Here is a 25,808-nt window from a genome sequence, read left to right as displayed (position 1 = left end):
CGGCCACGGCGGGATCCGCCACCTCGTCGCCCTGCGTCAATGGCCATGACCCGTCCCCACCCCTTGGAGGAACCATGGTCCACCTGAGACGGTCGGTGCTGCTGCTGGCGGCGCTGGCGACCACCGTGACGGCCGGCGCCTGCACCGCCGACGGCGGCGGACAGCGCAGCGGCGCGGCCCACGGGCCGGTCCGCCCGGATTCCGGCGCCCCCTGGTCCGGTGACGAGACCCGGGCCTCCGACGACCCGCTCTCCACCTTTGCCGTCGACGTCGACACCGCGTCGTACGGCTACGCCCGGCGGCTCATCATGGACGGCCGGCTGCCGGAGCGCGGCGCGGTGCGGCCGGAGGAGTTCGTCAACTCGTTCCGCCAGGACTACCCGCAGCCCGCCGGGGACGGCTTCGCCGTGCACGTCGACGGCGCCCGCCTGCCGGAGACCCACGAGGCCGCCGCCGACGAGCGGCTGCTGCGGGTCGGCCTGCAGACCCGCGCCGAGGACGAGGAACGCCGCCCCGACGCGGCGCTCACCTTCGTCATCGACGTCTCCGGATCGATGGGCGAGCCGGGCCGGCTCGACCTGGTCCGCGACGCCCTGCACACGCTGGTGGACCAGTTGCGCCCCACCGACTCCATCGCCGTGGTCGAGTTCAGCGACGAGGCCCGGGTGGTGCGGGAGATGACACCGGTCGCCGACGCCCGGCCGCTGCACGCGGCGATCGACTCGCTGCACACCCGGGACAGCACCAACCTGGAAGCCGGGCTGGTGCTCGGGTACCGGGTGGCCCGGGACGGCTTCCGCCCCGGCCGGACGAACCGGGTGATCGTGCTCTCCGACGGGCTGGCCAACGTCGGCAGCACCGACGCCGAGCCGATCCTGCGCCGGGTACGCGCCGAGGCGGAGAAGCAGATCGCCCTGCTCGGCGTGGGCGTGGGCAGCAGCTACGGCGACGAGCTGATGGAGCAGCTCGCCGACCGGGGCGACGGCTTCGCCGTCTACGTCAGCGAGCGGGATCAGGCCCGCGAGGTGTTCGTCCGGCAGTTGCCGGCCACGCTCAGCGTGCGGGCGCTGGACGCCAAGGTGCAGGTGACCTTCGCGCCGCAGGCGGTGCGCTCCTACCGGCTGGTCGGCTACGACAACCGCGCCGTGGCCGACGAGGACTTCCGCGACGAACGGGTCGACGGCGGCGAGGTCGGCCCCGGGCACAGCGTCACCGCGCTGTACGCGGTCCGGCTCGCCGAGGGCGCGGCCCCCTCGGACCGGATCGCCCAGGTGCAGGTGCGCTGGACCGACCCGGCCGACCGGACCCCGGCCGAGACGTACGGGTCGGTGACGGTCGCCGACGTGCAGCCCGGCTTCGCCACGGCCTCACCGCGGCTGCGGGCCTGCTACGCGGCGGCCTGGTTCGCCGAGACGCTGCGGGGTGCGGAGTCCGACGGGCCGGTCCGGCTGACCGACCTGGCCACCATCGCGGACGGGGCGGCCGCCGCCACCGAGGACGCCGAGGTGCGGGACCTGGCGCGGGTGATCCGGTCCGCCGACGAGCTGCGCTGAGCGGTGGGGCCGGCGCCGGGCAGGGGAGGCGCCGGCCCCGCCCGGTCAGCGGCGGGCGGGTTTCGGCTCCGGGGCGGGGCGGTTGCGTTCCGGGTCGACGCCGACCTGCACGGCGAAACCCGGGTCGACGGCGAGCAGCGGGCGCGGCCCGAACAGCGCCATCGCGATCAGCAGCTGGTCGGCGCCCCGCTCCCGCCAGGTCGGCCGCCGCTGCGGATCCAGCTCGGCGTGCTCCCGGCGCTGTCGGCGCAGCAGCCGGCGGGCGGCCGCGCCGGTCTCCGGCACCTCGCACAGCCACCAGCCGCCCAGCGCGGTGGCCAGGCAGCACAGCAGCAGGCCCACCACGGAGGCCGGGCCACCGGCGTCCCGTCCCTCGACGGCGCTCTCCACCAGCCGGGTCACCCCGACCGCGGCGACCGCGAACAGCGGCAGGGTGCCCAGCGCGATGCGTCGCCGCTGCGCCGGGGTGAGCAGCCAGCCGTCCCGGACGAGCCGGCCGACCAGCCGGCGCAGCGCCCGGCCGACACCGGGGTCGGCGAGCACCGCGGCCCAGGTCTGCGGCCGGCGCAGCGCGGCGTGCAGGGCGCGGACCAGCGCGGGCGACCGGGGCGGCGGCGGGCCGTCCACGGACAGGGTGGCCAGTTCGCCGAGGCGTACGACGCCGGCGCGGTGCAGCGCGGCCACGCCCACCTGACAGGCCAGCAGGGCGCGGTCGGTGAGGTAGGCCAGCTCGACCGCGTCCGGGAGGTCCCCCCGGGCCTGCCGGCCGGTCAGCTCCCGCGCCGCCAGCGCGACGGCGACGGCCACGGCGACCGCACCCAGGTAGTCGAGAAGGAAGAGCGGTCCGCTGACACCCCAGAGCATGGCGACAAGTATGGCCCGGTCCCACCGGTCGCCCGGCGGCCGTGCGCCCGCCGCTCAGGAGGCGTGGCTCACCTCACTGTCCCAGATCTGCGACCAGGGGCGGCGCAGGCCGCGGCAGACGAAGATCGGCCCGCCGTTCTCGTCGTTGTCCACGTCGACGCGCTGGTCGACCCGGCCGGCCTCGGTGACCTCCGTGAACCAGGCGCGCAGCGGGTCGGGTCGCTCCCAGCCGACGACGATCACCACGTCGGCGTCGTCGGCCGGCCGGCCGAACCCGGCCATGCTGTTGTGCCCGGAGTAGGCCCGGGGCAGGCCGCGGGCCGGGCCGTAGCGAGCCAGCGCGCCGGCCTCGCCATAGTTGCCGGTGAGCACGATCGCCCGGTCGCGCTCCTCGGGCGGCAGGGCCCGGTGCACGGCGGCGACCGAGTCGGCGAACGCCGGCCAGCCGATGGTCTCGCCCGCGTCGTAGTTGACCTCGACCACGAAGCCGGGCAGGCGGTCGGCGGGCAGGGTGGGAAGCAGCAGGATCGCGCTGCTGGCGACCATCAGGGCGGCGGCCGTGGCGAGCAGCGCCTGCCGGGCCCGGGCCACGCCGCGCCGGGCCCAGTCGGCGGTGACCACCGCGCCGGCCGCCGTGAGCACCAAAAGCAGCGGGGCGTCGTAGTAGCCCTTGCCGCCGGCCAGCACGACGATCGCGAACACCACGAGCCAGGCGCAGCCGAGCGCCCGGTACGCCGCCCAGCCGGGCCGGCGCAGCAGCGCCACGAGCCCGGCGATCCACACCGGGGTGGCGAACGGGCTGATGATGAGCAGCTGGAGCACGATCGCGTCGAGCCGGCCGCTGTAGGAGCTGTCGCCACCGGCGATCGACGAGGCCACCGAGAGCTGGGGGAAGCCGTGCGTGGCCTGCCAGGCGAGGTAGGGCACGGCGAGCAGGGCGGCGGCGCCGGCGCCGGCCAGCACCCACCGGTCGCGCAGCAGCCGGCGCGGCCCGGCGATGAGCACCCCGGCCAGCAGTCCGACGGCGAGCAGCCCGGGCAGCAGCTTGTTGAGCGTGCCCGCGCCGAGCACCAGGCCGATGCCGAGCGCCCAGCGGCTGTCGCCGGTGCGCAGCATCCGCACCGCGCACCAGGCGGCGACCAGCCAGACCAGCAGGTCGACCGTGGTCGTGCTGAGCAGGTGACCGGGGGCCAGCACCACCCCGGCCGCGGCGGCGAGCACGGCGGCGGCCAGCTGGGTGCCGCGGCCCGCGCCGAACTCCCGGGCGATCGCCGCGACCAGCACCACAGCCGCGCCGGCGATCAGCGCCGACGGGGTGCGCAGGAGCACCAGGTTGCCGGGCGCGAGGGTGTCGGCCAGCCGCGCGAGGGCGGGCACGAGCGGGCCCTGGTCGACGTAGCCCCAGTCGAGGTGCCGGCCGCAGAGCAGGAAGTAGAGCTCGTCGCGGTGGTTGCCGTAGCGCCCGGCGAGCAGCAGCAGCACGGCGGTGACGGCCCCGCCGACCAACCAGGGCGCGGCGGTGCGCGGCCCGGGTGGCGGGGTGGTCGGCGCGGCGGACGCCCCGGTGTCGGGGCGGTCGAGGTCGGTGACGGGTTCGGCCACCCGTCCATGATGGTCCCGCCCGGCCACCTCGCGCTGCCCCGCGCCGCCGGACGCAAATCGGTATCCGGCCGCCCACCGCCCGGCTACCGTGCCCGGCATGCGCATCCGGGAGTACGCCGAGACCGACTGGGACCAGGTCTGGCCGATCGTCGAGGACGTCATCGCCGCCCAGGAGACCTTCCCGTACGACCCGACGTGGCCGGCCGAGGTGGCCCACGAGGTGTGGGTGGAACGACCGCCGGGCCGCACGGTGGTCGCCGAGGAGGACGGCACGGTGCTCGGCACCACCAAGATGGGCGCCAACCGGCCCGGGCCGGGCGCGCACGTGGCCACCGCCAGCTTCATGGTGGCCGCCGCCGCCCGGGGCCGCGGCGTCGGCCGGGCGCTGTGCGAGCACGCCCTGGACTGGGCCCGGCGGGAGGGCTTCGCCGCGATGCAGTTCAACGCGGTGGTCGAGACCAACACGGCGGCCGTCGCGCTGTACCGGCGGCTCGGCTTCACGGTGGTCGGCACCGTGCCGGAGTCCTTCGCGCACCCCACGCTCGGGCGGGTGGGGCTGCACGTCATGCACCGTCCCCTGTGAGCGCCGGCGCTGCGCGAGGATGGGCCGATGAGCCCTGAGCCGATCGAGCTGGCCGCCGCCCTGGCGCGCTTCGACCAGCTGTGGAGTCCCCGCATCGTCACCACCGTCAACGATTACGACGTCCGGATCGCCAAGGTGGCCGGCGAGCACGTCTGGCACGCCCACGACCACACCGACGAGTTCTTCCTGGTCCTCGACGGCGAGCTGCGCATCGCCCTGCGCGACGGGGCGGACGGCGCGGAACGCGAGGTGGTGCTGCCGCGCGGCGCGGTGTTCGTGGTGCCGCGCGGGGTGGAGCACCGGCCGTCCGCGCCGGACGGCGCGTCGATCCTGATGTTCGAGCCGTCCGGCACGTCCAGCGTGGGGGAGCGGCACGACGAGGTGCCCGGGCACGTGGACACCACCACGGGGCACCGGCTCTGACCCACCCGCCTCAGCGCCCCACCGGTGCGGGCTCCGCGGCGGCCGGCGGGGTCGGGGCCGGCCAGCCCAGCCGGCGTACGCCGGGGACGGCGGCCGTCCCGACGCAGGCGACCAGGACCAGCACCCCGGCCACGGCGAGCGGGACGGGGGCGCCCCAGGCCCCGGCGGCGAGCGGGGCGAGGGCGTACCCGAGCGGCATGGCGCCCAGCGACATGAGCCAGTCGTACGAGGTGACGCGGGCGAGCACCTCGGGCGGGAACTGGCCCTGCACGACGGTCTCCCAGACCGGGTTGAGGAAGCCGAGGGCGACCAGCGCGAGGCAGTAGGCGGTCACGGTCGCCGGGGCGGGCGCGGCGACGGCGAGCAGCAGCAACGGCGCCGCGTACGCGGCGAGGGCCAGGTTGCCGAGCAGCACCGGCCGGCGGGGGCGGGCCCGGGCGGCGAGCAGCGACCCGGCCAGCAGGCCCACGGCGCCGGCCTGCTGGAGCAGCACCCAGACGCCTTCGCCGCCGAGGCGGTCCACGGCGACGACCGGGCCGAGGGTGAGCAGCACCGCGGCGGCGCCGTTCCAGACGCCGTGGGCGATCAGGCTGCTCCAGTACCAGTCGCGGGCGCGGACCTCGCGCCAACCGAACACCAGGTCGGCGCGGAGCGACCGGTGCGGGACGGGCACGTGCCGCACCCGGATGACGGCCAGCAGCGCGGCGCTGACCGCGAACGAGGCGCCGTCCAGCACGAACGCCCACCCCGGTCCGACGGTCCAGACCAGCAGCCCGGCCAGGGCGGGGCCGGCCAGCCGGCTGGCGTTGCCGGTGGCGCCCATCAGTGCGTTGGCCCGCTGCCGGCCGCCGGCGTCGACGGTGCCGGCGACCAGCGGGGACGAGGTCGGTATGGCGAACGCCGAGGCCGCGCCGCCGACGGCGGAGGCGACCGCGAGGTGGGCCAGGGTGGGGACGCCGCCGAGCAGTTCGATGCCGACGACCAGTTGGGCCACGCAGCGCACCAGGTCGGTGCCGAGGGCGACGCGGCGGGCGTCGAAGCGGTCGGCGACCACGCCGCCGAGGGGGAGCAGCAGCAGCCGGGGCACCATCGCGCAGCCGAGCACCACGGCGAGGGCGGCGGTCGAGCCGGTGGCCCGGAGCACGGCCAGGGCCAGCGCGGTGGGGACCACGGCGTCGCCGACCGCCGAGACCGTGCGGCCGAGGAACAGCAGGCGGAAGGCCCGGAGCCGGAGGGGATGCGTCATTCGAGCAGAGTACTTCGACGCCGAATATTTCGACAGCGAATATTTCGTCGTCGGCGTACCGTTGCTCCTGTGACCGACCGCGATCCCGTCGAGCAGCACATCGAACGCTGGCTGCCCGTGGTGCCCGACCTGGACCCCGACGTGGAGGGGGCGGTCATCCGGATGCTGCTGCTCAGCCGGCACCTGCGCGAGGTGAAGGACCGGGCGCTGGCCGAGCTGGACCTCCAGGAGAAGGAGTACGGCACCCTGCACGCCCTCGCCGGCCGGGGCGGCCGGGCGGCGCCCTCGGAGATCGCCGGCGACCTGCGGATGGCGCCCGCCTCGATCACCGCGCGGGTGGACGCACTGGTCCGCCGGGGCTTCGTCCGACGGATCCCGTCCGAGGTGGATCGCCGCCGAATCGACGTGGAGCTCACCGACGCCGGCCGGGCCGCCTGGCGGCGGGCCATCGGGGTGGTCGGTGACGAGGAGATCCGGGTCTTCGGTGTGCTGACCCCGGACGAGCGGCGGACCCTGTCCGGCCTGCTCCGCCGGGTCACCCTGGCGGCCGAGCCGCCGCCCGGCCGGATCTGACCGGCCGGAGTGTCGGTGGTCGGGGCTAGGTTGGTCAGCACCAGCCGACACCCGTCCGGGAGGCGCCATGAGCACGCTCGTCGACCGACCGCACACCGCTCTGCTCGTCATCGACGTGCAGAACGGCGTCGTGCAGCACGCCCACGACCGGGACCGGGTGGTCGGCAACATCGCCACCCTCGTCGACCGGGCCCGCGCCGCCGGGGTCGAGGTGGTCTGGGTGCAGCACCGCAGCGAGGACCTGCCCACCGGCAGCGAGCAGTGGCAGTACGTGCCCGAGCTGGTGCGCCGCGACAGCGAGGCGCTGGTGCACAAAGCCTGGGGCGACTCCTTCGAGGAGACCGACCTGGAGTCGGTCCTCGCCACGCGCGGCGTCGGCCGGCTGGTCGTGACCGGCGCGCAGACCGACGCGTGCATCCGGTCCACGCTGCACGGCGCGATCACCCGTGGCTACGACGCGACGCTGGTCGCCGACGCCCACACCACCGAGGACCTCTCCGCCTACGGCGCCCCGCCGCCGGAGCAGGTCATCGCCCACACCAACCTCTACTGGGGCTTCCACTCCGCGCCCGGCCGCACCGCGGGCACGATCGACACCGCCGACGTCGAGTTCGCGCCGGTCCACGCCTGATCCGGGCCGCCGCGCCGGCAGCTGGCCGCGGCCCGGCGGATACCGGTGGACCGGCGGAAAACCCGTGGCCGCTCGGGGGCGGGCGCTGGCAGGCTGCCCGTCATGAGTGCACAGGCCCTCGCGGGGGCGCTCGCCGACGAGCGCCGCCGCGCCGTCTTCGCCGCGATCGTGCTCGGCGCCGCCGACATCCCCGCCGTCGTGTCCCGGACCGGGCTGTCCGCCCGGGACGCCGCCACCGCGGTCCGCCGGCTCACCGACGTCGGCGTCCTGACCGACGACGGGGCCGGGCTGCGGGTCGACGGCCAGCGGCTGCGGGACTTCGCCCGCGTAGGCGGCCCGCCCGCCCCGGCGCCGGCCGCGACCCCCCGCGAGACGACCCTGCGCACCTTCCTTCGGGACGGCACGCTGACCCGGCTGCCCGCCCAGCGGAGTCGCCGCCGGGTGCTGCTGGAGCACATCACCGAGCGCTCCTTCGAGCCGGGCGTGCGCTATCCGGAACGGGCCGTGGACGATGCGCTGCGCCGGTGGTGCGAGGGCGGCGAGGCCGACCACGTGAGCCTGCGCCGCTACCTGATCGACGACCTGCTGCTCACCCGCGAGCACGGCGTCTACTGGCGACCGTGAGCTGCTCCGGGCCCGGGTTGACGGCGTGGCCGTGTCGCGCTAAAACAGGAATCGGGAACTTGAGTCACCCTGACTCAACTTGACACCTTCGGCCAGGAGAACCGAGGAGGCACGACCATGTTGATGCGTACCGACCCGTTCCGCGAGATCGACCGGCTCACCGAGCAGTTCTTCGGCACCACGGCCCGGCCGGCGGTCATGCACCTCGACGCCTACCGCGACGGCGACTTCTTCTACGCCGCCTTCGACCTGCCCGGCGTCGACCCGGACAGCATCGACTGCACGGTGGAGCGCAACGTGCTGACCGTCCGCGCCGAGCGGCCGATGGGCACCTTCACCCGTCAGCTCTTCCTCGGCGACACCCTCGACACCGACAGGCTGGAGGCCGGCTACGAGAACGGCGTGCTGACCCTGCGCATCCCGATCTCCGAGCGGGCCAAGCCGCGCCGGATCGCGGTCACCGCGGCGGGCAACGGCCCCCGCGAGATCAGCGCCTGACGAGGCGCCGCCGGGAGGCGGGCGCCCGATGAGGCGCCGGCCGGCAGACGAACGACCTGACGGAGACGCGCCAGCGAAGATGGCGCGCGAGGCCGTCAGGGTGCCGTGGGCGCGGGGGTGGCCGGAGACACGGCTGCCCCCGCCGGCGTCTGCGGGGTCGTCGGGTAGAGCCGGGCCAGGGCGTGCGCCGTGGCGGTGAGGCGTTCGCGCAGCTCGGCCGGCGCCAGCACCTCCACCTCGGCGCCGAGCTTCAGCAGCTCGGTGTGGGCGTGCCGCACCGACTCGATCGGCACGGTGGTCTCCAGCCAGCCGTCCGGGCCGGGCTCGCCGGCCGCCGCACGGGCCGCGCGGCTCATCTCCGGTGGGAAGACGTACGGTATGAACTCCAGCGCGGCCACGGTCAGCCGGATCCGGGCCCGGTCCCGGTAGACGTCCCGCTCGTAGCGTTCGGTCCACTCCCGCCAGTAGTCGGCCAGGTCGAAGTCGGCGGGCCGCTCGTACCGCTCGTCGCGGATCACCACGTCGAGGACCGCGCCGACGCGGTACGTGCGCAGTTGCTCGTCGCAGCGGGCCACCAGATACCACCGCCCCGCCTTGAGCACCACACCCAGCGGGGCGACCACCCGGGTCACCTCGCGCGGCGCCCGCCAGCGCCGGTACCGCATCTCCACCAGCCGGTCCTCCCACACGGCCCGGGCCAGCGCGGCCAGGTGCGGGGTGGGTTCGGGGTGCCGGAACCAGCCGGGCGCGTCCAGGTGGAACCGCTGCCGGGCGCGTCCGCCGCGGTCGGCCAGCTCGTCGGGGAGCGCGGCGAGCACCTTCAGCTCGGCGGCCGCCACCACCGGCCCGAGGCCCAGGTCGGCGGCCGGACCCGGCATGCCGGCGAGGAACAGCGCCTCGGCCTCCGGCGCGGTCAGCCCCGTCAGGCGGGTCCGGTAGCCCTCCAGCAGCCGGTAGCCGCCGGCCGGGCCCCGGTCGGCGTACACCGGGACGCCGGCGGCGCCGAGCGACTCGACGTCGCGGTAGACGGTCCGGACCGACACCTCCAGGGCGTCGGCGAGCTCCTGGGCGGTCATCCGGCCCCGTGTCTGCAGGAGCAGCAGCAGGGAGACCAGGCGGCTGGCACGCACGCCGTGACGGTATCCCGCTCCGGAGGAATCCCGGCGCGCCGGCCGGACCGTCGCGCGGACGGGGCCGCCGGTGGAGGCGGCGGGAGATCGTCGGGCGCGCCTCGTCGCGAATCGCCCGGCGGGCTGAGAGCCTTTCTCACATGCTGCGTCCCGAGGTGCTGCCCCGCGGGTCGACCCCCGCCGCCCTGGGCGGCGGGCCGACCGATTTCACCGAGGCGTGGCTGCGCAACCGGCGGCTGTCCGAGCACACCCGCGACGCGTACCGGCGGGACGTCGCCGGCTGGCTGACCTGGTGCGCCGGCCGGGGCCTCGACCCGCTGCGGGCCAGCTTCCTCGACGTCAACGCCTACGGGCGGGAGCTGGAGTCCACGCCGCGCGGGCGGGGCGGGCGGCCGCTCACCCCGGCCACCGTGGCCCGCCGCCTGTCGGCCCTGTCGAGCTGGTACGACTTCCTGGTCAAGCTGCGCGCCCTGGAGGCCAACCCGGTCGCCGCCGCGGACCGCCCCCGGGTCGACCGGGACCACTCGGCCACGATCGGGCTCACCCCGGACGAGGTCGACGCGCTGCTGGCCGCCGCCGACGCGGACACGGGTCCGACGGCCGCCCGCAACCGGGCCGCCGTCGCGCTCCTGGCCGACCTGGGGCTACGGGTCGGCGAGCTGGTCTCGCTGGACCTCGCCGACCTGGGCGCCGAGCGCGGGCACCGCAGCGTCCGGTTCGTCGGCAAGGGCGGCAAGGTCCGCCGCCGCGCGCTCACCCCCGGCACCGCGTACGCCATCGACGCCTACCTGGCGGCGCGTGCCGCGGCCGAGGGGGTGAGCGTGCCGGAGCTGACCGGTCCGCTGCTGGCCACCGCGACCGGCGGGCGGCTGGACCGGCACGCGGTGTTCCGGCTGGTGCGCCGGCTCGCCCAGGCCGCCGGGATCCCCGCCTGGGCGAAGCTGTCCCCGCACTCGTTGCGGCACGCGTTCGCCACGACGGCCCGCGCCGAGGGGGTGCCGCTGGAGGACGTGCAGGACGCCATGGGGCATGCCGACCCGCGCACCACCCGCCGCTACGACCGGGACCGGCACAACCTGGACCGTGACCCGGCGTACGCGATCTGGGCGGCCCGCGCCCGGCGGCGCGGATAGCCGCTTGACGGAGTGAGTACTCACTCCGCATGCCGTCCGGCATGACCGATTCACAGCCCCTCCGGCGCCGCGCCCCCGGCATGAGCCCCGACGAGCGCCGGGCCATGATCGTGCGGGCCGCGCTGCCGCTGCTCGCCACGCACGGGGCGGCGGTCACCACCGCGCAGGTGGCCCGCGCCGCCGGCATCGGCGAGGCGACCGTCTTCCGTGCCTTCCCCGACAAGGACACCCTGCTCGACGCCGCCGTCGCCGAGGCGTTGCGCCCCGACACCGCGCTCGCCGAGCTGGCCGCGATCCCGCTGGACCAGCCGCTGGCCGACCGGCTCACCGCCGCCGCCACGGCGCTGCTGGCCCACCTGGACCGGCTCGGCGCGGTGCTCGCCGTCGCCCACACCGCCGGCCGCCCCGGCCGGGGCCGCCGGGCCACGACCGGGGACCAGCCGCCGCCCGACAGCACCGCCGGGAGCCGCCGGGCCACGACCGAGGACCAGCCGCCGCCCGACAGCGCCGCCGCGAGCCGCCGGGCCACGACCGGTGACCATCGGCCACTCGACGGCTCCGCCCGTCAGGAGTCGGCGGCCGCCACCCGGGCGGCGGTCGCGGCCCTGTTCGCCCCGGAAGGGGATCGGCTGCGGCTGCCGGCCGACCGGCTGGCCGCCCTGTTCCTCGCTGTCCTGCTGCCCGGCCGCCCGCCACTGGCGGACGACCGGCCCACCCCGACCGAGCTGGTCGACCTGTTCCTGCACGGCGCGCTCGCGCCGGCCGCTGCCGAGGAGAGTCGATGACCGTCACCCTCAACCACACCATCGTCCCGGCCCGCGACCACCACGCCGCCGCCCGGCTCTTCGCCGACGTGATGGGTCTGCCGGTGGTGCCGCCCGCGGGTCGGCACGGCCGCTTCGCCCCGGTCCGGGTCAACGATCAGCTCACCCTGGACTTCATGAGCGTGCCCGCACCGGAGGGGCACCACCTGGCCTTCGACGTCGACCCGGCCACCTTCGACGCGATCCTGGCCCGGCTGCGCGCCGCGGGCGTGCCCTACGGCAGCGAGCCGGGGGAGCCGGACAACGGGCGTACCGACCATCCGCTGTGCGCTCGGGGACTGTTCTTCCGCGACGAGGCGGGCAACCTCTTCGAGGTGATGTCGCCGGCCTGACCGTCGTACCCCGGCCATAGGGTGCCGGGATGCGGCACGGGCTGGAGATCTCCTGCGGAGGCGCCTCGGTGACGGTGTCCGACCTGGTCGCGCTCGGCGAGCTGGCCGAGCGGGCCGGCTGGGACGGGGTGTTCCTGGAGGACTACCTCATCCACCACGCCGGGGACGACCCGCCGACCTGGGATCCCTGGCTGGTGCTGGCGGCGGTGGCCGGCCGCACCGACCGGGTCCGGCTGGGCACCACGGTGACCGCGCTGCCCCGGCGCCGCCCGGCCAAGCTGGCCCGCGAGGTGCTCACCCTCGACCACCTCTCCGGGGGGCGGGCCGGGGTCGCGGTGGGTGTCGGTGACCCGGCCGACCGGGGGCTCGCCGCGTTCGGCGAGCCGACTGACGTGAAGACCCGCGCCGCGATGCTCGACGAGGGCCTCGACCTGCTGGTCGGGCTGCTCGGCGGCGAGCGGGTCACGCATCGGGGCGCCCACTACCGGGCCGACGGGGTGGCGCTGCGGCCCGCGCCCGTGCAGTCGCCCCGGGTGCCGGTCTGGGTCGGTGGCAGCCTGCAGGCCGGGGCCGTGCTGCGGCGGGCCGCTCGCGCGGACGGCATCGTGCCCTACAAGGTGACCGACACGGCCGGCTGGTCCGACGTCACTGCCGACGAGGTGCGCGACCTGGTGGCGGCGCTGCCGGCGACCCGCGCCGACGGCCAGCCGTTCGACGTGGCGATCGGTGGCCGGCGGCGGCGACCCGACGAGCGTGCCGAGCGGGCCTACCTGGCGGAGCTGGCCGCGGCCGGCGCGACGTGGTGGCTGGAGTACGTCCCGGCCGGCGATCCGGCCGGCATGCGCGCGGCGGTCGCCCGGGGTCCCCTGCGCTGACCGTTCAGCGCCCGCGCGACGGCCGCTGGCGGGCGTCGTAGTCCTGACGGGCCTGCTCGACCCGATCGAGGTGCCCGGCCGACCACTGCGCCAGGTGGGCGAAGAGCGGGGCCAGACTGCTCCCCAACTCGGTGATCTCGTATTCCACCCGGGGTGGGACCTCGGCGTGGTAGGTGCGCCGCACGAGGCCGTCGCGTTCGAGTTGCCGCAGCCGCTGGGTGAGCACCTTCGGGGTGATGGTGACGAGCCGCCGTTCCAGCTCGACGAAACGCTGCCGGCCGTATTCGTGCAGGGCCCAGAGGATCGGCGTGGTCCAGCGGCTGAACACGAGGTCGACCACCGGGGCGATCGGGCAGGCCTGCTCCGGGTCACCGCCGGTCCGGGGCTGCCAGGTGGTGCTGCTGCTCACAATTCCTCCCGCAGCCGTTACTTTCCTCTAGGTACCTACTATACGCAGGAGATTAACGTGCTCGGTGTTCACATCACACACCGAGAGGGGCACCTCATGATCGTGGTTACCGGCGCGACGGGGAACGTCGGACGGCCGCTGGTGCGGGCGCTGGCCGGGGCGGGTGAGCCGGTGACGGCCGTGTCCCGGGGCGTCTCGGCGACCGACCTGCCACCGGGCGTACAGGCGGTCCGCGCCGACCTGGCCGACCCGACCGGGCGGAAGGCGGCGTTCGACGGCGCCCAGGCGCTGTTCCTGCTGTTCACCGGCGAGCAGCTCGCCGGTGGCGCGGACCCGGGCGCCATCCTCGACACCGCGCGGCACGCCGGCGTACGCCGGGTGGTCCTGCTGTCGTCGCAGGGCGTCGCGACGAAGCGGCATCCTCCGGGGCAGGAGGAGGCGGTCCGCGCGTCCGGGCTGGAGTGGACCGTGCTGCGGCCGGCCGGCTTCCACTCCAACGCCCTCGCCTGGGCGCCCGGGGTGCGCTCCGGGCGGGTCGTGCACGCGCCCTTCGGCGACGTGGCGCTGCCGAGCGTCGACCCGGCCGACATCGCCGAGGTGGCAGCCCTCGCGCTGCGCGACGGCGGCCACGCGGGCGGCACGTACGAGCTGACCGGGCCGGCGGCGGTCTCGCCCCGGGAGCGGGCGGCGGCGCTCGCGGCGGCGCTCGGCGAGCCGGTCCGGTTCGTCGAGCAGACCCCGCAGGAGGCGCGGGAGCAGCTGTTGGCGTTCATGCCGGAGCCGGTGGTGGCGGCGACCCTGGGCATCCTGGGCACGCCGTCACCGGCCGAGCAGCGGGTCAGCCCGGACGTCGCGGAGCTGCTCGGCCGGGCGCCGCGGGGCTTCGCCGACTGGGCGGCGCGGCACGTCGCCGCCTTCCGCTGACGGCCCGCCGGGCAACCCCCGGCGGGCCGGCGGGGGTGGTCAGCCCTGCGGTCGGGGGCAGAGGCAGAACGGCTGGCCGATCGGGTCGAGCAGCACGGTCCACCGCTCGCCCCCGGGCTGGAACTCCGGCCGGGTCGCGCCGGCCGCCACGAGGTCCTTCTCGGCCAGGGCCACGTCGTCGACGTGGAGGTCGAGGTGGTAGCGCTTGCCGGCCGTCTCGTCCGGCCAGGCCGGCGGCGCGTACCCGGGCACCAGGCCGAAGCCGATCGAGGTCCCGTCCTTGCTGATCATGGCGTATTCGGCCTGGCTGTGGGTGACCTCCCAGCCGAGGGCGCGGGAGTAGAAAGCGGCGTGGGCGGCCGGGTCGGAGCTGTCGAGGTTGACCATCGCGAGGTCGGCGTGCTCTGTCATGCCGGCAGTCTGCCGGAGGTACCTGCCATCTTCTGTCAGGTTCGTCCGGCGGATCGCCGGCAAGCCCGTCGGGCCGGGCGGCCACAACTTCCTGCGGGCCGGCCCGCCAGTCTTTACCGTCGGTGGTGATGGGCAGGGAACGGGCGGGGAGCCGGCCGGCCCGGCGCGGCCGCCGGCCGGTACGCGCCGGTGTGCTGGTCGCCGTCCTCGGGCTGGGCACCTGCCTGGTCGGGGTGGCCGGGCTCGGCGTCTGGAACGTGCAGGTGGTGCTGCAGGCCAACGGCCCGGTCCGGGACACCGCCGAGGCGTTCTTCCGGGAGGTCGCCGCCGGGGACACCGACCAGGCGTACGACAAGCTGTGCCGGGAGGCCCGCGGGAAGTGGAGCCAGGTCGGCTTCGGCAGTTGGGTGCGCACCCCGCCGCAGGTCAGCGGCTACGAGATCGTCGACGTGGCGGTGCAGACCCGGGGCGGCCGGCCCCGCGGCACGGTGACCGTGCGGCTGACCCGCGACGGCGGTGGCAGCGAGGAGCGGGAGCTGCCGATCGTGCAGGAGGACGGGAAGTGGCGGGTCTGCGGCGATCCGTTCTGACCTCGGTCACCCCAGCCTCGGTTCGACCCACACCGCGGCGTCGTCGCAGGACGTGAGGCCGACGCCCTCGACCTTCAGCACCAGTCGGAGCTTGCCGGCGACGGGCACGTCCACCTCGGCGATGTCCCCGAGCCCCAGTTCCCGGCGGAAGGCCACCTCTCCGTCGACCAGCACGGTGAACCGGGTCCGGTGGTCGCCCGGCGCGGCCTGCCCGAGGCGCGCGCCCGTCAGGCGCGCGGGCCGAGGTCGCCGGAGCGGTAGTGGCGCCGGCACAGCACCTGGTAGCGCACGTCGGCGGTATCCACGGTGTCGCCGATGACGACCTGCTCGCCCTCGCGCACCACCCGGCCCTCGACGACCCGGGCGTTGAGGCGCCCCTCGCGGCCGCACCAGCAGAGCACCTCGACCTGGATGCGGGCCACCTCGTCGGCGAGTTCGAACAGCCGCTGCGCGGCGGGGAACAGGCAGGACCGGAAGTCGGTGGCCAGGCCGAAGGCGTACACGTCGACGTCGAAGTTGTCGACCAGGTCGGCCATCTGCTCGATGTGGGCCAGGTCGTAGAAGGACGCCTCGTCGCAGATCAGGTAGTCGACGCGGACGCCCTCGGCCCAGGCGTCGCGGACCAGGTCGCGCAGGTCCAGTTCGTCGGTCACCTCGACGGCGGAGTGGGCCAGCCCGATGCGGGTGGTGACCTGCGGGCCGAGCGAGCGGTCGATGCGGGTGGTCACCAGGCCGCGCCGGCCCTGCCGGGCGTGGTTGTAGTTCATCTGCAGGGCCATCGTGGACTTGCCGCAGTCCATCGGACCCCAGAAGAACTTCAGCGCGGCGGCGTGCAGCGGCCGGCCGTTCACGGCGCGGGCGGCGGCGCAGCCGCCGGCACGGTCGTCGCCGGGGCCCGGAAGCGGGAGGGCCAGGCAGGTCGGGGCGGCAGCGGCGTCGTCGGTCACGTCGGGGCAGCCTAGCCCATCGACCCGGAAGGATCTTGCCCGCGCAGGGCGCGGGCGAGGCTCACAACACCCGGGGCGGGGTGTTGCCGGCGGCGACGATGGCCCGGCGGATCGGCACGGCGGCCAGCAGCGCGAACCCGACCACGAAGAAGATCAGCAGCGAGACCAGGCCCACCCGGTAGGAGGAGGTGAGCTGGAACACCAGGCCGAAGGCGAGCGGCCCGAGCCAACTGGTGCCCTTGTCGCTGATCTCGTAGAAGCCGTAGTACTCGCCCTCCTTGCCGGCGGGGATGAGCTGGCTGAACAGCGACCGGCTCAGCGCCTGGCTGCCGCCGAGCACCAGGCCGATGCACGCGCCGAGCACCATGAACGGCACCGGCGCCTCGGCGGGCAGCCGGAACGCCGCGATGATCACGCCGGTCCAGAGCACCAGGGACAGCAGGACCGTCTTCCAGGCGCCGATCCGCCGGGCCAGCGCGCCGAGCGTGAGCGCGCCGCCGAAGGCCAGGAACTGCACCAGCAGGATCGTCACGATCAGGGTGCTCTGCTCCAGCTTCAGTTCCTCGGTGCCGTACTGGCTGGCCAGGGTGATGACGGTCTGGATGCCGTCGTTGAAGACCAGGAAGGCCAGCAGGAAGAACAGTGTCAGCGGGTACGTCTTGATCTCCCGCAGGGTGTGGCCGAGCTGCCGGAACCCGTCGGTGAGCACGTTGCCGCCGCCGTGCAGCGTGGCGGCGGTGGGACGCTCCCGCAGCCAGCGCAGCGGCAGCAGCGTGAACGCCGCCCACCAGACGCCGGCGGACACGATCGACCAGCGGGCCAGGTCGAGGGTGCGCTGCGGGTTGCCCTCCTCGCTGAGCAGGGTGACCGCGACCAGGTTCAGCGCGAGCAGCAGGCCGCCGCCCAGGTAGCCGATGGCCCAGCCGCGGCTGGAGATGGCGTCGCGGTCGTCGGGGCCGCCGAGCTGCGGCAGGAACGAGTTGTAGACCACCACGGCGGCGCCGAAGGAGATGTTCGCGACCAGGAACAGCGCCCCGCCGAGTAGGTAGCGGTCGCCGGTGACGAAGGCGAACGCGATGGTCGCGCCGGCGCCGGTGAACGCGGCGAGGGCGAGCAGCCGCTTCTTGTGCGCGGACCGGTCGGCGATCGCACCGACCACCGGCAGCACGAACACGGTGAGGAACACCGACAGCGAGATCAGGTACGGGTAGAAGGACCCCGCCGCGACCCGGATGCCCAGCGGGTGCACGGCGCCGTCGCAGCTGTCGGCGCCCAGCTCGCAGCCGGCGGCCAGCTCGGTCACGGTGGTGAGGAACGGGCCGAGGAACACCGTGATCACGGTGGTCTGGAAGGCGGAGTTCGCCCAGTCGTAGAAGTACCAGCCGGTGCGTTCACGGCGGGTGCTGCCCGGGCGGGCGGGCTCGGCGACGGCGGGGGCGACCGTATCGGCCATCGGGGTCCTCGAGGTTCAGGCGGCCCAGTGGCCGCGGCTGCGGTAGACGTCGCGCAGCACGCCGACGTGATCGGTCATGATGCCATCCACCCCAAGATCAAGTAACTCGTGCATCTCGGCGGGTTCGTCGATCGTCCAGACGTGCACCTGCAACCCGAGGCGGTGGCAGTAGGTGAGGAACCGCCGGTCGACCACGGGCAGGCGCCCGTACCGGACGGGGACCTGGGCGGCGACCACCGACGGGGGCAGCCGCATGGGCCGCCCGTGCAGGGAGGCCATCCGCAGCCGGGCCACGCCGCGCATGCCGAGGCTGGTGGCGACCTTCGACCCGGCCAGCGCCCGCAACCGGGCCAGCCGGGCGTCGCTGAACGAGGCGAGCAGCACCCGGTCGCCGGCCCCGGTGCGGGCCACCGTGTCGACGGTCGGGACGACACCGCCGTCGGACTTGACGTCGACGTTGAAGCGGACCTCGGGCCAGGCGCCGAGGACCTCGTCGAGGCGGGGCACCACAGCGGCGCCGCCGACGCGTACCGAGGCCAGGTCGGCCCAGCGCAGGTCGCCGATGCGGCCGGGTTCGCCGGTGAGCCGGCGCAGGGTGGCGTCGTGGAAGATCACCGGTACGCCGTCGGCGGTGGCGTGCACGTCGGTCTCCACGTAGCGGTAGCCCAGGGCGATGGCGCGGGCGAACGCGGCGGCGGTGTTCTCGTCGCCCTCGGCCGCGCCGCCGCGGTGGGCGAAGGCCAGTGGCGCGGGGGCGTCGAGGTAGCCGTGACGGGGCTGCACGCCGGAAGTATGCCGGGCGGGGGTGGCGTCCGGGTGACCGGCCGGCGTCGCGGTAACGAAGTTCCCTATCGTTCCGCATTGGCGCTAGCATGGGGAGCGATGGGGAATGACATGTACTCGGTGGAGCAGGTGGCGGAGCTGCTCGGGCTGCACGTGCGCACCGTGCGCGGCTACATCCGCGACGGCCGGCTGCGCGCCGTGCGGATCGGCAAGCAGTACCGGATCGCCCGCGCCGACCTGGACGCGCTGACCGGCCGACCGGCCCCGGCGGCCGGCCCGCCCGCGGTGGAGGTGTCGAGCATCGTGCAGGTCGACGGGGTCGACCGGGCCGCGGCCGACCGCCTGGCCACGCTGGTGCTGGCCGGCGTCAACACCCAGCACGACCCCGCCCGCCCGCTGCGCGTGCAGACCGTCCACGACGAGGAACGCCACCGTATGAAGATCGTGATCCTGGGCGACGCCGCCGCCACCGCCGACCTGCTGCGCCTGGTCGACGCCGTGCTGGCCGGCGGCAACGACCTGCTCATCGGGAAGGAGACCGGCGATGCCTGACGTGCTGGAGGAGCGGGCCGGGGTGCCGGTGCTGGTCTGCGACCCGGCCGGCCCGCCGGTGGCCACCACCGAGGCGGCCCTGGACCTGATCGGCGCGGCCTTCGGCGGCGCCGAGGTGGTCGCCGTGCCCGCCGGCCGGCTCGACCCGAGCTTCTTCTCCCTGGGCACCCGCCTCGCCGGGGACGTCATGCAGAAGTTCGTCAACTACCGGATGCGGCTGGTCGTCGTCGGCGACATCTCCGCGCACCTGGCGGCCAGCGGCGCGCTGCGGGCCCTGGTGGCCGAATCGAACCGCCACGACCACATCTGGTTCGTGCCCGACCTGGCCGCGCTGGACGCCCGGCTGGGCGCCGCCGGCTGAGCTCAGCGCACCCACCCGGCGGTCAGCGCGGTCACCCCGAGCCCGTCCGGGTCGGCCAGCTTGACACCGACGAACTGCCGGGCGGCGGGAGAGGTCTGCACCCGGGGCGCGGGCTCCGGGTCGACGAGCGTCGCCACCACCGCGGCGGCGGCGTCCGCCGGCGACTGGGCGCCGGCGAACGCGGCGGCGGTGCGATCCAGGTACGCGCGCAGCGCCGGCCCGTACACGCCGGCGGCGGCGACCGCGGCCTCGGCGTCGAGGCCGACGTTGGCGACGAACTCGCTGGCCACGGCGCCCGGCTCGATCACGGTGACGCTGACCCCGAGGGTGGCGGCGACCGGGGCGAGGCTCTCCATGAAGCCCTCGACGGCGAACTTCGCCGCGCAGTACGCCTCGTTGAACGGCTGCCCGACGACCCCGCCGACGCTGGTCACGGTGATCAGCCGTCCCCGGGTGGCGCGCAGGTGCGGCAGCGCGGCCCGGGTGACGTGCAGGACACCGAAGAAGTTGACCTCCATGACGGCCCGGACGACGTCGACGGTCTCCCGTTCGAGGGTGCCGACGTGCCCGGCGCCGGCGTTGTTGATCACCGCGTCGAGGCGGCCGTGGCGGGCGACCACCTCGGCCACGCAGGCGGCGGCCTCGGCCTGGTCGACCACGTCGAGCCGGCGTACCTCCAGCAGGTCGCCGACCCCGGCGGCGTCGGCGGCGGCGCGCAGCCGGTCGGCGCGGGCGGGATCGCGCAGGGTGGCGACGGTGCGCCAGCCGGCGCGGGCCGCGCCCACGGCGGTCTCCAGGCCGATGCCGGTGGACGTGCCGGTGATCAGCACGGTGGGTGCGCTCACGGGTACCTCCTGCCGCCACGGTCTCACCGTCCGGGCGGGTGGGGCGGCGATTCGGCGCATCAGCTCCAGTCGGTCCGGTAGCCCTCGTGGCGCAGCAGCTCCAGCAGTTCGGCGTCGGTGGGCCGGTGCACCCGGTCCAGGGCGGCGCGCAGCGCGGCGACCTCGACGGGGTCGGGTCCCTGCACCTCGACGGCCCGCACCCGGCCGCCGTCGGCCCGGTAGAGGGCGGTGGCGGGGTCGCTGTTGTCGGTCTCGTGGGACACGATCAGCGTCTCGCCGCCACCCAGGTCGGTGCAGGTCCGCAGCCGGGGCGAGCCGCAGTCGACCCCCTCGGGCAACCCCGTGTCGGGTTGCGGGACGCGCAGCCCCCAGACCACCGGCACAGTCCGGCCGTCGCCGGTGTCCAGCTGGTAGGCCACCTCCACGCCGCCCCGGTCCACCCAGGCGACGTTGCCGGGGCGGGCCGACCCGTCGGGGATCAGCAGCTGCTCCCGTGGCCACGGCGACAGCCCGGTCAGGCTGACGACGTCCCGCTGGTCCTTGGCCCGGTGGTACGCGATCCGCAGCCCGGCGTATCCGAGGGCGCCGGCGACGAGCAGCACCAGGGCGATCAGGGCGAGGCGGCGAGGCATGTGATCATCCTGCCAGCCGGCGGCGGTGCGACCGGCTGGTGTCCAGCGGCCGGCCCGGGTCGACGTGGCGGGGGCGGACCGGCTCGTCGGGGCGCAGCGGCGCGAGGTCGTCGGTGATCGCGTCGATGATCCGGTCGGTGGCCCGCCGCGCCGCGCCCGGGGTGCCGGGGTGCAGGTCGCGCAGCAGCACCGGGGCGCTGAAGTGCACCCGGATGACCGGCCGCCGCAGCACCGCGCGGGCGAGGCCGCGCAGCATGCCCTTCGGCGCCCGGTAGGGCAGCACCTCGTGGGAGCCCCACTGGGCGACCGGGACGACGGGAGCGCCGCTGGCGAAGGCGAGCCGGGCGGCGCCGGTCTTGCCCCGTTCGGGCCACATGCCGGGGTCCAGGCCGATGCGTCCCTCCGGGTAGACCAGCACCACCGAGCCGCCGGCCACCGCGCCGGCGGCCATCTCCAGCGAGTGGTGCACGGAGCGGGTGCCGCGGTCGACGCGGATGTGCCCGGCGCGGCGCATCAGCGACCCGATCACCGGGGCACGGAACAGCCCACCGGTGGCCATGATGCGCGGGTGGATGCCGCGGGCCTGGCAGGCCGCGGCGAGCACCACGGGGTCGAAGGGGCTGATGTGGTTGGCGGCCAGGATCAGTGGCCCGTGCCGCAGGTCCTCCGGCACGTCGCCGCTGACCTCGAGGCGGCCGAGCAGGCCGACGAGGCCGCGGGCGGCCAGTTGCGCGGCGCGCCACAGCCGGGGCGCCCGCCAGTGGGTGGTCGGGGTGTCCATCAGTGCTGGATGGTCGCACGCGCCAGGGTGAGCGAGGCGACCGATCCCGGGTACGCCGCCGGCGGCCGGTGTCCTCCACGGCGGCGGAGGACACCGGCGGACCGCACTATTCGGCGTAGGGCTGGTTCTCACCCTGGGCGCTGTAGCCGAGGCTCCAGATGTAGCCGTCCGGGTCGGCGAAGGAGCCGCCGTACCCGCCCCAGGGCAGGGGACCGGCGGGCTTGAGGATCGTGGCGCCGGCCTTCTCGGCCTCCGCCATGACCTCGTCGATCCGCCCCTCGCTGCGGACCACGTAGGTGAGGACCAGGCCGCTGAAGCCGCTGCCCTCCGGGCTGGCGCCCACCTGCTCGGCCAGGCCGTCGCGGCCGTAGAAGCCGACGGGCGAGCCGCCGTCCGGTGCGAAGAACACCGAGACGCCGTAGTCCTGCGCGATCTTCCAGCCGAGACCCTCGGTGTAGAACCGCTTGGACCGCTCCATGTCCTTGACGCCGAGGAGGATCGAGCTGACGTGGGCTTTCATGCGTTGTCTCCTTCTCCGTACCTGCTGATCAGGTGCACGCCGGTCACGCTACGGAGCGGCCGCGGGCGGGCGCTTCTTGAATCCTGACCGGTTTCCGGAGGGTGATCAGGGTCATTGGTCCCGGACCGGATCGGGCCCTGTGGCCCTGCACGTCCTGCTACGACGCCGAGTAGTATTTACTACGTCTCGTAGTATGCACAGCTGGGGGTTTCAGGTGGACGCGTTGGACGTCGCCCGCTGGCAGTTCGGTGTCACCACCGTCTACCACTTTCTCTTCGTGCCCTTGACCATCGGCCTGTCCGTGCTGGTGGCCATCCTGCAGACCCTGTGGCACCGCACCGGCAGCGAGCGGTACCTCAAGCTCACCAAGTTCTACGGCAAGCTCTTCCTGATCAACTTCGCGATGGGCGTGGTCACCGGCATCGTCCAGGAGTTCCAGTTCGGCATGAACTGGTCGGACTACTCGCGCTTCGTCGGCGACATCTTCGGTGCGCCCCTGGCGATCGAGGCCCTGGTCGCGTTCTTCCTGGAGTCCACCTTCATCGGCCTGTGGATCTTCGGCTGGGACCGGCTGCCCCAGCGGCTGCACCTGGCCGCCATCTGGGCCGCGGCCATCGGCACCAACCTGTCCGCCTACTTCATCCTCGCCGCGAACTCGTTCATGCAGAACCCGGTCGGCTACCGGATCAACCCGGACACCGGCCGCGCCGAGCTGACCGACTTCGTGGCGGTGCTCACCAACAAGGTCGCCCTGATCACGTTCCCGCACACCCTGGCCGGCGCGTTCCTCGTCGCCGGGTCCCTGATCGTGGCCGTCGGGCTGTGGCACGTCATCCGCGGCTCCGGCGCCGACACCGACGCCTACCGTTTCGCCACGAAGTTCGGCTCCTGGGTGGTGCTGGTGGCCGCGGCGCTGGTGCTGTTCACCGGCGACATCCAGGGCAAGATCATGACCCAGGTGCAGCCGATGAAGATGGCCGCCGCCGAGGGCCTCTACACCACCGAGAGCCCCGCCTCGTTCTCCGTGCTCACCGTCGGCAGCCTCGACGGCAGCCGGGAGATCTTCGCCATCAAGATCCCGCACCTGCTGTCGTACCTGGGCACCGGCGACCCGAACGGCACCGTGCACGGCATCAACGACCTGCAGGCCCAGTACGCCAGCCAGTACGGCGCCGGCAGCTACACCCCGATCATCCCGGTCACCTACTGGAGCTTCCGCTTCATGATCGCCTTCGGGATGGCGGCCGCCGCGATCGCCCTGCTCGTGCTCTGGACCCACCGCAAGGGCCGCACCCCGACCAGCCGGTGGCTGCTGCGCGCCGGCCTGGTCATGCCGGCCCTGCCGCTGCTGGCCAACTCCTTCGGCTGGATCTTCACCGAGATGGGCCGCCAGCCGTGGATCGTCTTCGGCGAGATGCTCACCCGCAACGGCGTGTCCCGCAGCGTCTCGCTGACCGAGGTGCTCACCTCGTTCACCGCCTTCACCCTGATCTACGCCACCCTCGCGGTGATCGAGTTCAAGCTGCTGCTCCGCTACGCGAAGGCCGGGGTGCCCGACGTCACCCCGCAGCCCGCCGAGGACGACACCGACGACGCCGAGCGCCCGCTGGCGTTCGCCTACTGACCCCGGAGCCCACCGTGGAACTCACCACCATCTGGTTTCTCCTCGTCGCCGTGCTCTTCACCGGCTACTTCGTCCTCGAAGGCTTCGACTTCGGCGTCGGCATGCTGCTGCCCGTGCTCGGCCGCGACGACCGGGAACGCCGTGTCCTGATCAACACCATCGGCCCGGTCTGGGACGGCAACGAGGTCTGGCTGATCACCGCCGGCGGCGCCATGTTCGCCGCCTTCCCCGAGTGGTACGCCACCCTCTTCTCCGGCTTCTACCTGCCGCTGCTGCTGATCCTGCTCGCCCTCATCGCCCGCGGGGTGGCCTTCGAGTACCGGCACAAGCGCCCCGAGGCGGCCTGGAAACGCCGCTGGGACCGGGCCATCTTCTGGGGTTCGGCCGTGCCCGCGGTGCTGTGGGGCGTCGCCTTCGCCAACATCCTGCGCGGCGTGCCGCTGAGCGCCGACCACGAGTACGCCGGCGGCCTGCTCGACCTGCTCCACCCGTACGCCCTGCTCGGCGGGGTGACCACCCTGGGCCTGTTCCTCACCCACGGCGCGGTGTTCCTCGCCCTGAAGACCGCCGGCGACATCCGGGAGCGGGCCGGCGCGCTGGCCGTCAAGCTCGGTGTCGGCACCGCCGTGGTGGCGGTGGTCTTCCTGGCCTGGACGCTGAGCATCCGCTCCAGCGCGGCCGCCGTCGTGCTCGCCGTCGGCGCCGCCCTCGCCCTGCTCGCCGGTGTCGCCGCCGCCCGGGTACGCCGGGAGGGCTGGGCGTTCACCGGCACGGCCGTGGCCATCGCCCTGGCCGTGGCGACCCTGTTCGCCGCGCTGTTCCCGAACGTGCTGCCGTCCACCCTCGACGCCGCGGGCACGCTGACGGCCACCAACGCGGCCTCCACCCCCTACACCCTGAAGATCATGACCTGGGTGGCCGTGGTGTTCACCCCGATCGTGCTGGCCTACCAGGGCTGGACCTACTGGGTGTTCCGCAAGCGGATCGGGGTACAGAACATCCCGCAACACTGAGCGACCTGTGGGCGCGGGTGACGCGGGGCCGGTGCGAGGGGGTCGCACCGGCCCCGCGGGCGTCTCACACCAGGTCGATCCGCTCCCACTCGACCGGGTAGCCGGCGCGGGCGAACGTGGCCGCCATCGGCGCGTTGCCCTGGTCGGTGGCGGCCACGATCGCGTCGGCGCCCGCCTCGACCAGCAGGTGGGTGCCCTCGACCAGCAGGTCGTAGGCGTAGCCGCGGCCGCGCTGGGCGGGCAGCACGCCGACGAACCCCACGACGTGGTGGGTCTGGTTGCGGGCCGGCACGACCAGCCCGACCGGCTCCCCACCCGGCGTGAACGCCATCCGCCACCAGTCGCGGGGGCTGGGCATCCACCGCAGCAGGTCCAGGCCCTCCCGCGCCGCCGCCAGCGGGCCGTGCGCGGCGGCCGCGGCCCGGAAGTGGGCGTCCAGGCTGCCCTCGCCGATGCGGCACAGCACGTCCAGGATCACCGCGTCGTCCGGCTCGGGCCGGAACTCCAGCCGGCCCGGCCGGGCCGGCAGGCCGCACCCGGGCGTCCAGTGGTAGCGGTACCGCTCGACCAGCACCCGCATGCCGGCCGCCGTCGCGGCGTCGATGCGGGCCTGCGCCTGGGCGCGCACCGCGGGATCCCGGCGCCAGCCGCACGGGAGCAGGATCGAGTACTCGGTGCGCAGCGGCGCCGCGCGCAGCAACTCCACGGCCGCCTGCGCGTCGGTGAAGTCGAACCAGTCCAACACCAGCGGCGCCCGGTCGTCCGGCCCGGCCCACCAGGCGGCCCGGGCGACCACCATCCCGTCGCGCAGGGCCACCCAGGTCCACTCCGGGCGGAAGCCGCGGCCGGCGTACGTCTCGCCGAGCACGGCGCGCCCGACCAGCCCCGGGTCGGGCAGGGAGTCGAAGAGATGTTCCTCGCCCGCGACGAGCGGGCGGATGACCAGATCGGTCATGAAGGTCCTTCCAGGAAGCGGTGCGCTCCCCGGGATCAGGAACCCGGCGTCCTCGCGACCGGGTGGGAGCGCATGACAGTCGTACGTGCCATGGCACTCACCTCCTTCCGGTCCCGT

General features: G+C 74.8%; 32 protein-coding genes. 17 read left to right on the top strand and 15 right to left on the bottom strand.

Annotation, left to right across the window (positions count from 1 at the left end):
* The first annotated feature begins 74 nt into the window (after window positions 1-74).
* Window positions 75-1,553: a vWA domain-containing protein gene (locus RMN56_RS27035; protein WP_313720448.1), complete on the top strand. Its 1,479-nt coding sequence runs from the start codon at window positions 75-77 to the stop codon at window positions 1,551-1,553.
* Window positions 1,554-1,598: 45 nt separating this feature from the next.
* Here RMN56_RS27035 and RMN56_RS27030 read toward each other — a convergent pair whose 3' ends face one another.
* Together RMN56_RS27030 and RMN56_RS27025 are read right to left on the bottom strand one after the other, a co-directional pair.
* The gene (locus tag RMN56_RS27030; protein WP_313720447.1) at window positions 1,599-2,417 is read right to left on the bottom strand and encodes a TIGR04222 domain-containing membrane protein; all 819 of its coding nucleotides are present in this window, start codon (window positions 2,415-2,417) and stop codon (window positions 1,599-1,601) included.
* 54 nt (window positions 2,418-2,471) lie between these two features.
* On the bottom strand, window positions 2,472-4,019 hold the full coding sequence (locus tag RMN56_RS27025; protein ID WP_313720445.1) for an ArnT family glycosyltransferase: 1,548 nt from the start codon (window positions 4,017-4,019) through the stop codon (window positions 2,472-2,474).
* A 97-nt stretch (window positions 4,020-4,116) separates the two neighbouring features.
* Here RMN56_RS27025 and RMN56_RS27020 point away from each other — a divergent pair, with 97 nt between their 5' ends.
* Both RMN56_RS27020 and RMN56_RS27015 read left to right on the top strand, forming a co-directional pair.
* A complete protein-coding gene (locus RMN56_RS27020) occupies window positions 4,117-4,602 on the top strand; it encodes a GNAT family N-acetyltransferase (protein ID WP_313720444.1) in 486 nt (161 codons plus the stop codon).
* 27 nt (window positions 4,603-4,629) lie between these two features.
* Window positions 4,630-5,025, top strand: a complete 396-nt coding sequence (locus RMN56_RS27015; RefSeq protein WP_313720443.1) for a cupin domain-containing protein — start codon at window positions 4,630-4,632, stop codon at window positions 5,023-5,025.
* Between the two features lie 10 nt (window positions 5,026-5,035).
* On the opposite strand, the gene RMN56_RS27010 is transcribed toward RMN56_RS27015, so the two are convergent.
* On the bottom strand, window positions 5,036-6,271 hold the full coding sequence (locus tag RMN56_RS27010; protein WP_313720442.1) for an MFS transporter: 1,236 nt from the start codon (window positions 6,269-6,271) through the stop codon (window positions 5,036-5,038).
* Between the two features lie 69 nt (window positions 6,272-6,340).
* Between RMN56_RS27010 and RMN56_RS27005 the strand changes: the two genes are divergently transcribed.
* From RMN56_RS27005 to RMN56_RS26990, 4 genes are all read left to right on the top strand, one after another.
* Window positions 6,341-6,844 carry a MarR family winged helix-turn-helix transcriptional regulator gene (locus tag RMN56_RS27005; RefSeq protein ID WP_313720441.1) on the top strand — a complete coding sequence of 168 codons (504 nt, stop codon included), beginning with the start codon at window positions 6,341-6,343 and terminating at the stop codon, window positions 6,842-6,844.
* A 67-nt stretch (window positions 6,845-6,911) separates the two neighbouring features.
* Window positions 6,912-7,475 carry an isochorismatase family protein gene (locus RMN56_RS27000; protein WP_313720440.1) on the top strand — a complete coding sequence of 188 codons (564 nt, stop codon included), beginning with the start codon at window positions 6,912-6,914 and terminating at the stop codon, window positions 7,473-7,475.
* Window positions 7,476-7,577: 102 nt separating this feature from the next.
* Complete coding sequence (locus RMN56_RS26995) at window positions 7,578-8,099, top strand: DUF2087 domain-containing protein (protein WP_313720439.1); 522 nt, start codon at window positions 7,578-7,580, stop codon at window positions 8,097-8,099.
* Between the two features lie 117 nt (window positions 8,100-8,216).
* Window positions 8,217-8,597, top strand: coding sequence for an Hsp20/alpha crystallin family protein (locus RMN56_RS26990; protein ID WP_313720438.1), 381 nt, complete (start codon window positions 8,217-8,219; stop codon window positions 8,595-8,597).
* 95 nt (window positions 8,598-8,692) lie between these two features.
* Here RMN56_RS26990 and RMN56_RS26985 read toward each other — a convergent pair whose 3' ends face one another.
* The gene (locus RMN56_RS26985) at window positions 8,693-9,727 is read right to left on the bottom strand and encodes a helix-turn-helix transcriptional regulator (RefSeq protein ID WP_313720437.1); all 1,035 of its coding nucleotides are present in this window, start codon (window positions 9,725-9,727) and stop codon (window positions 8,693-8,695) included.
* 140 nt (window positions 9,728-9,867) lie between these two features.
* On the opposite strand from RMN56_RS26985, the gene RMN56_RS26980 reads away from it, so the two are divergent.
* The 4 genes from RMN56_RS26980 to RMN56_RS26965 are packed head-to-tail and all read left to right on the top strand — an operon-like array spanning window position 9,868 to window position 12,891.
* Entirely contained in the window at window positions 9,868-10,860 is a 993-nt protein-coding gene (locus RMN56_RS26980; protein WP_313720436.1) for a tyrosine-type recombinase/integrase, read from the top strand.
* A 41-nt stretch (window positions 10,861-10,901) separates the two neighbouring features.
* On the top strand, window positions 10,902-11,645 hold the full coding sequence (locus tag RMN56_RS26975; protein WP_313720435.1) for a TetR/AcrR family transcriptional regulator: 744 nt from the start codon (window positions 10,902-10,904) through the stop codon (window positions 11,643-11,645).
* On the top strand, window positions 11,642-12,016 hold the full coding sequence (locus RMN56_RS26970) for a VOC family protein (RefSeq protein WP_313720433.1): 375 nt from the start codon (window positions 11,642-11,644) through the stop codon (window positions 12,014-12,016). The genes RMN56_RS26975 and RMN56_RS26970 overlap by 4 nt, the downstream gene beginning before the upstream one ends.
* 29 nt (window positions 12,017-12,045) lie before the next feature.
* A complete protein-coding gene (locus tag RMN56_RS26965) occupies window positions 12,046-12,891 on the top strand; it encodes an LLM class flavin-dependent oxidoreductase (protein WP_313720432.1) in 846 nt (281 codons plus the stop codon).
* Window positions 12,892-12,895: 4 nt separating this feature from the next.
* On the opposite strand, the gene RMN56_RS26960 is transcribed toward RMN56_RS26965, so the two are convergent.
* Window positions 12,896-13,300 carry a winged helix-turn-helix transcriptional regulator gene (locus RMN56_RS26960; protein ID WP_313720431.1) on the bottom strand — a complete coding sequence of 135 codons (405 nt, stop codon included), beginning with the start codon at window positions 13,298-13,300 and terminating at the stop codon, window positions 12,896-12,898.
* Between the two features lie 96 nt (window positions 13,301-13,396).
* Here RMN56_RS26960 and RMN56_RS26955 point away from each other — a divergent pair, with 96 nt between their 5' ends.
* Window positions 13,397-14,224, top strand: a complete 828-nt coding sequence (locus RMN56_RS26955; RefSeq protein ID WP_313720430.1) for an SDR family oxidoreductase — start codon at window positions 13,397-13,399, stop codon at window positions 14,222-14,224.
* 39 nt (window positions 14,225-14,263) lie between these two features.
* Here the strand turns inward: RMN56_RS26955 and RMN56_RS26950 are convergent, their stop codons facing one another.
* On the bottom strand, window positions 14,264-14,635 hold the full coding sequence (locus tag RMN56_RS26950) for a VOC family protein (protein WP_313720428.1): 372 nt from the start codon (window positions 14,633-14,635) through the stop codon (window positions 14,264-14,266).
* 128 nt (window positions 14,636-14,763) lie between these two features.
* Between RMN56_RS26950 and RMN56_RS26945 the strand changes: the two genes are divergently transcribed.
* A complete protein-coding gene (locus tag RMN56_RS26945; protein WP_313720427.1) occupies window positions 14,764-15,225 on the top strand; it encodes an Rv0361 family membrane protein in 462 nt (153 codons plus the stop codon).
* A 6-nt stretch (window positions 15,226-15,231) separates the two neighbouring features.
* Here the strand turns inward: RMN56_RS26945 and RMN56_RS26940 are convergent, their stop codons facing one another.
* The 4 genes from RMN56_RS26940 to RMN56_RS26925 all read right to left on the bottom strand — a co-directional run bounded on the left by RMN56_RS26940 (window position 15,232) and on the right by RMN56_RS26925 (window position 18,408).
* Window positions 15,232-15,399 (bottom strand): hypothetical protein, encoded by a 168-nt coding sequence (locus tag RMN56_RS26940; protein ID WP_313720425.1) that lies wholly within the window; start codon window positions 15,397-15,399, stop codon window positions 15,232-15,234.
* A 53-nt stretch (window positions 15,400-15,452) separates the two neighbouring features.
* Complete coding sequence (locus tag RMN56_RS26935) at window positions 15,453-16,172, bottom strand: thymidine kinase (RefSeq protein WP_376787236.1); 720 nt, start codon at window positions 16,170-16,172, stop codon at window positions 15,453-15,455.
* 61 nt (window positions 16,173-16,233) lie between these two features.
* Window positions 16,234-17,625, bottom strand: a complete 1,392-nt coding sequence (locus RMN56_RS26930; RefSeq protein WP_313720424.1) for an MFS transporter — start codon at window positions 17,623-17,625, stop codon at window positions 16,234-16,236.
* A gap of 15 nt (window positions 17,626-17,640) precedes the next feature.
* Window positions 17,641-18,408 carry a glycerophosphodiester phosphodiesterase family protein gene (locus RMN56_RS26925; RefSeq protein WP_313720423.1) on the bottom strand — a complete coding sequence of 256 codons (768 nt, stop codon included), beginning with the start codon at window positions 18,406-18,408 and terminating at the stop codon, window positions 17,641-17,643.
* Between the two features lie 99 nt (window positions 18,409-18,507).
* Between RMN56_RS26925 and RMN56_RS26920 the strand changes: the two genes are divergently transcribed.
* Window positions 18,508-18,960: a helix-turn-helix domain-containing protein gene (locus tag RMN56_RS26920; RefSeq protein ID WP_313720421.1), complete on the top strand. Its 453-nt coding sequence runs from the start codon at window positions 18,508-18,510 to the stop codon at window positions 18,958-18,960.
* Entirely contained in the window at window positions 18,953-19,321 is a 369-nt protein-coding gene (locus RMN56_RS26915; RefSeq protein WP_313720420.1) for a DUF4180 domain-containing protein, read from the top strand. The genes RMN56_RS26920 and RMN56_RS26915 overlap by 8 nt, the downstream gene beginning before the upstream one ends.
* Window positions 19,322-19,323: 2 nt before the next feature.
* On the opposite strand, the gene RMN56_RS26910 is transcribed toward RMN56_RS26915, so the two are convergent.
* From RMN56_RS26910 to RMN56_RS26895, 4 genes are all read right to left on the bottom strand, one after another.
* On the bottom strand, window positions 19,324-20,226 hold the full coding sequence (locus tag RMN56_RS26910) for an SDR family NAD(P)-dependent oxidoreductase (protein WP_446685807.1): 903 nt from the start codon (window positions 20,224-20,226) through the stop codon (window positions 19,324-19,326).
* Window positions 20,226-20,798: a hypothetical protein gene (locus RMN56_RS26905; protein ID WP_313720418.1), complete on the bottom strand. Its 573-nt coding sequence runs from the start codon at window positions 20,796-20,798 to the stop codon at window positions 20,226-20,228. The genes RMN56_RS26910 and RMN56_RS26905 overlap by 1 nt, the downstream gene beginning before the upstream one ends.
* Before the next feature lie 4 nt (window positions 20,799-20,802).
* Entirely contained in the window at window positions 20,803-21,579 is a 777-nt protein-coding gene (locus RMN56_RS26900) for a lysophospholipid acyltransferase family protein (protein WP_313720417.1), read from the bottom strand.
* A gap of 106 nt (window positions 21,580-21,685) precedes the next feature.
* Window positions 21,686-22,099, bottom strand: coding sequence for a VOC family protein (locus tag RMN56_RS26895; protein WP_313720416.1), 414 nt, complete (start codon window positions 22,097-22,099; stop codon window positions 21,686-21,688).
* 214 nt (window positions 22,100-22,313) lie between these two features.
* On the opposite strand from RMN56_RS26895, the gene RMN56_RS26890 reads away from it, so the two are divergent.
* Together RMN56_RS26890 and cydB are read left to right on the top strand one after the other, a co-directional pair.
* Entirely contained in the window at window positions 22,314-23,723 is a 1,410-nt protein-coding gene (locus RMN56_RS26890) for a cytochrome ubiquinol oxidase subunit I (protein ID WP_313720415.1), read from the top strand.
* A gap of 14 nt (window positions 23,724-23,737) precedes the next feature.
* A complete protein-coding gene (cydB, locus tag RMN56_RS26885) occupies window positions 23,738-24,736 on the top strand; it encodes a cytochrome d ubiquinol oxidase subunit II (RefSeq protein WP_313720414.1) in 999 nt (332 codons plus the stop codon).
* A gap of 64 nt (window positions 24,737-24,800) precedes the next feature.
* Here cydB and RMN56_RS26880 read toward each other — a convergent pair whose 3' ends face one another.
* Entirely contained in the window at window positions 24,801-25,691 is an 891-nt protein-coding gene (locus RMN56_RS26880; RefSeq protein ID WP_313720413.1) for a GNAT family N-acetyltransferase, read from the bottom strand.
* Between the last annotated feature and the right edge of the window lie 117 nt (window positions 25,692-25,808).

This window comes from Micromonospora halotolerans, assembly GCF_032108445.1.
GTDB classification, from domain to species: domain Bacteria; phylum Actinomycetota; class Actinomycetes; order Mycobacteriales; family Micromonosporaceae; genus Micromonospora; species Micromonospora halotolerans.
The sequence above is the reverse complement of the archived record's forward strand: the minus strand, read 5'-3'. Positions and strand labels throughout refer to the sequence as shown.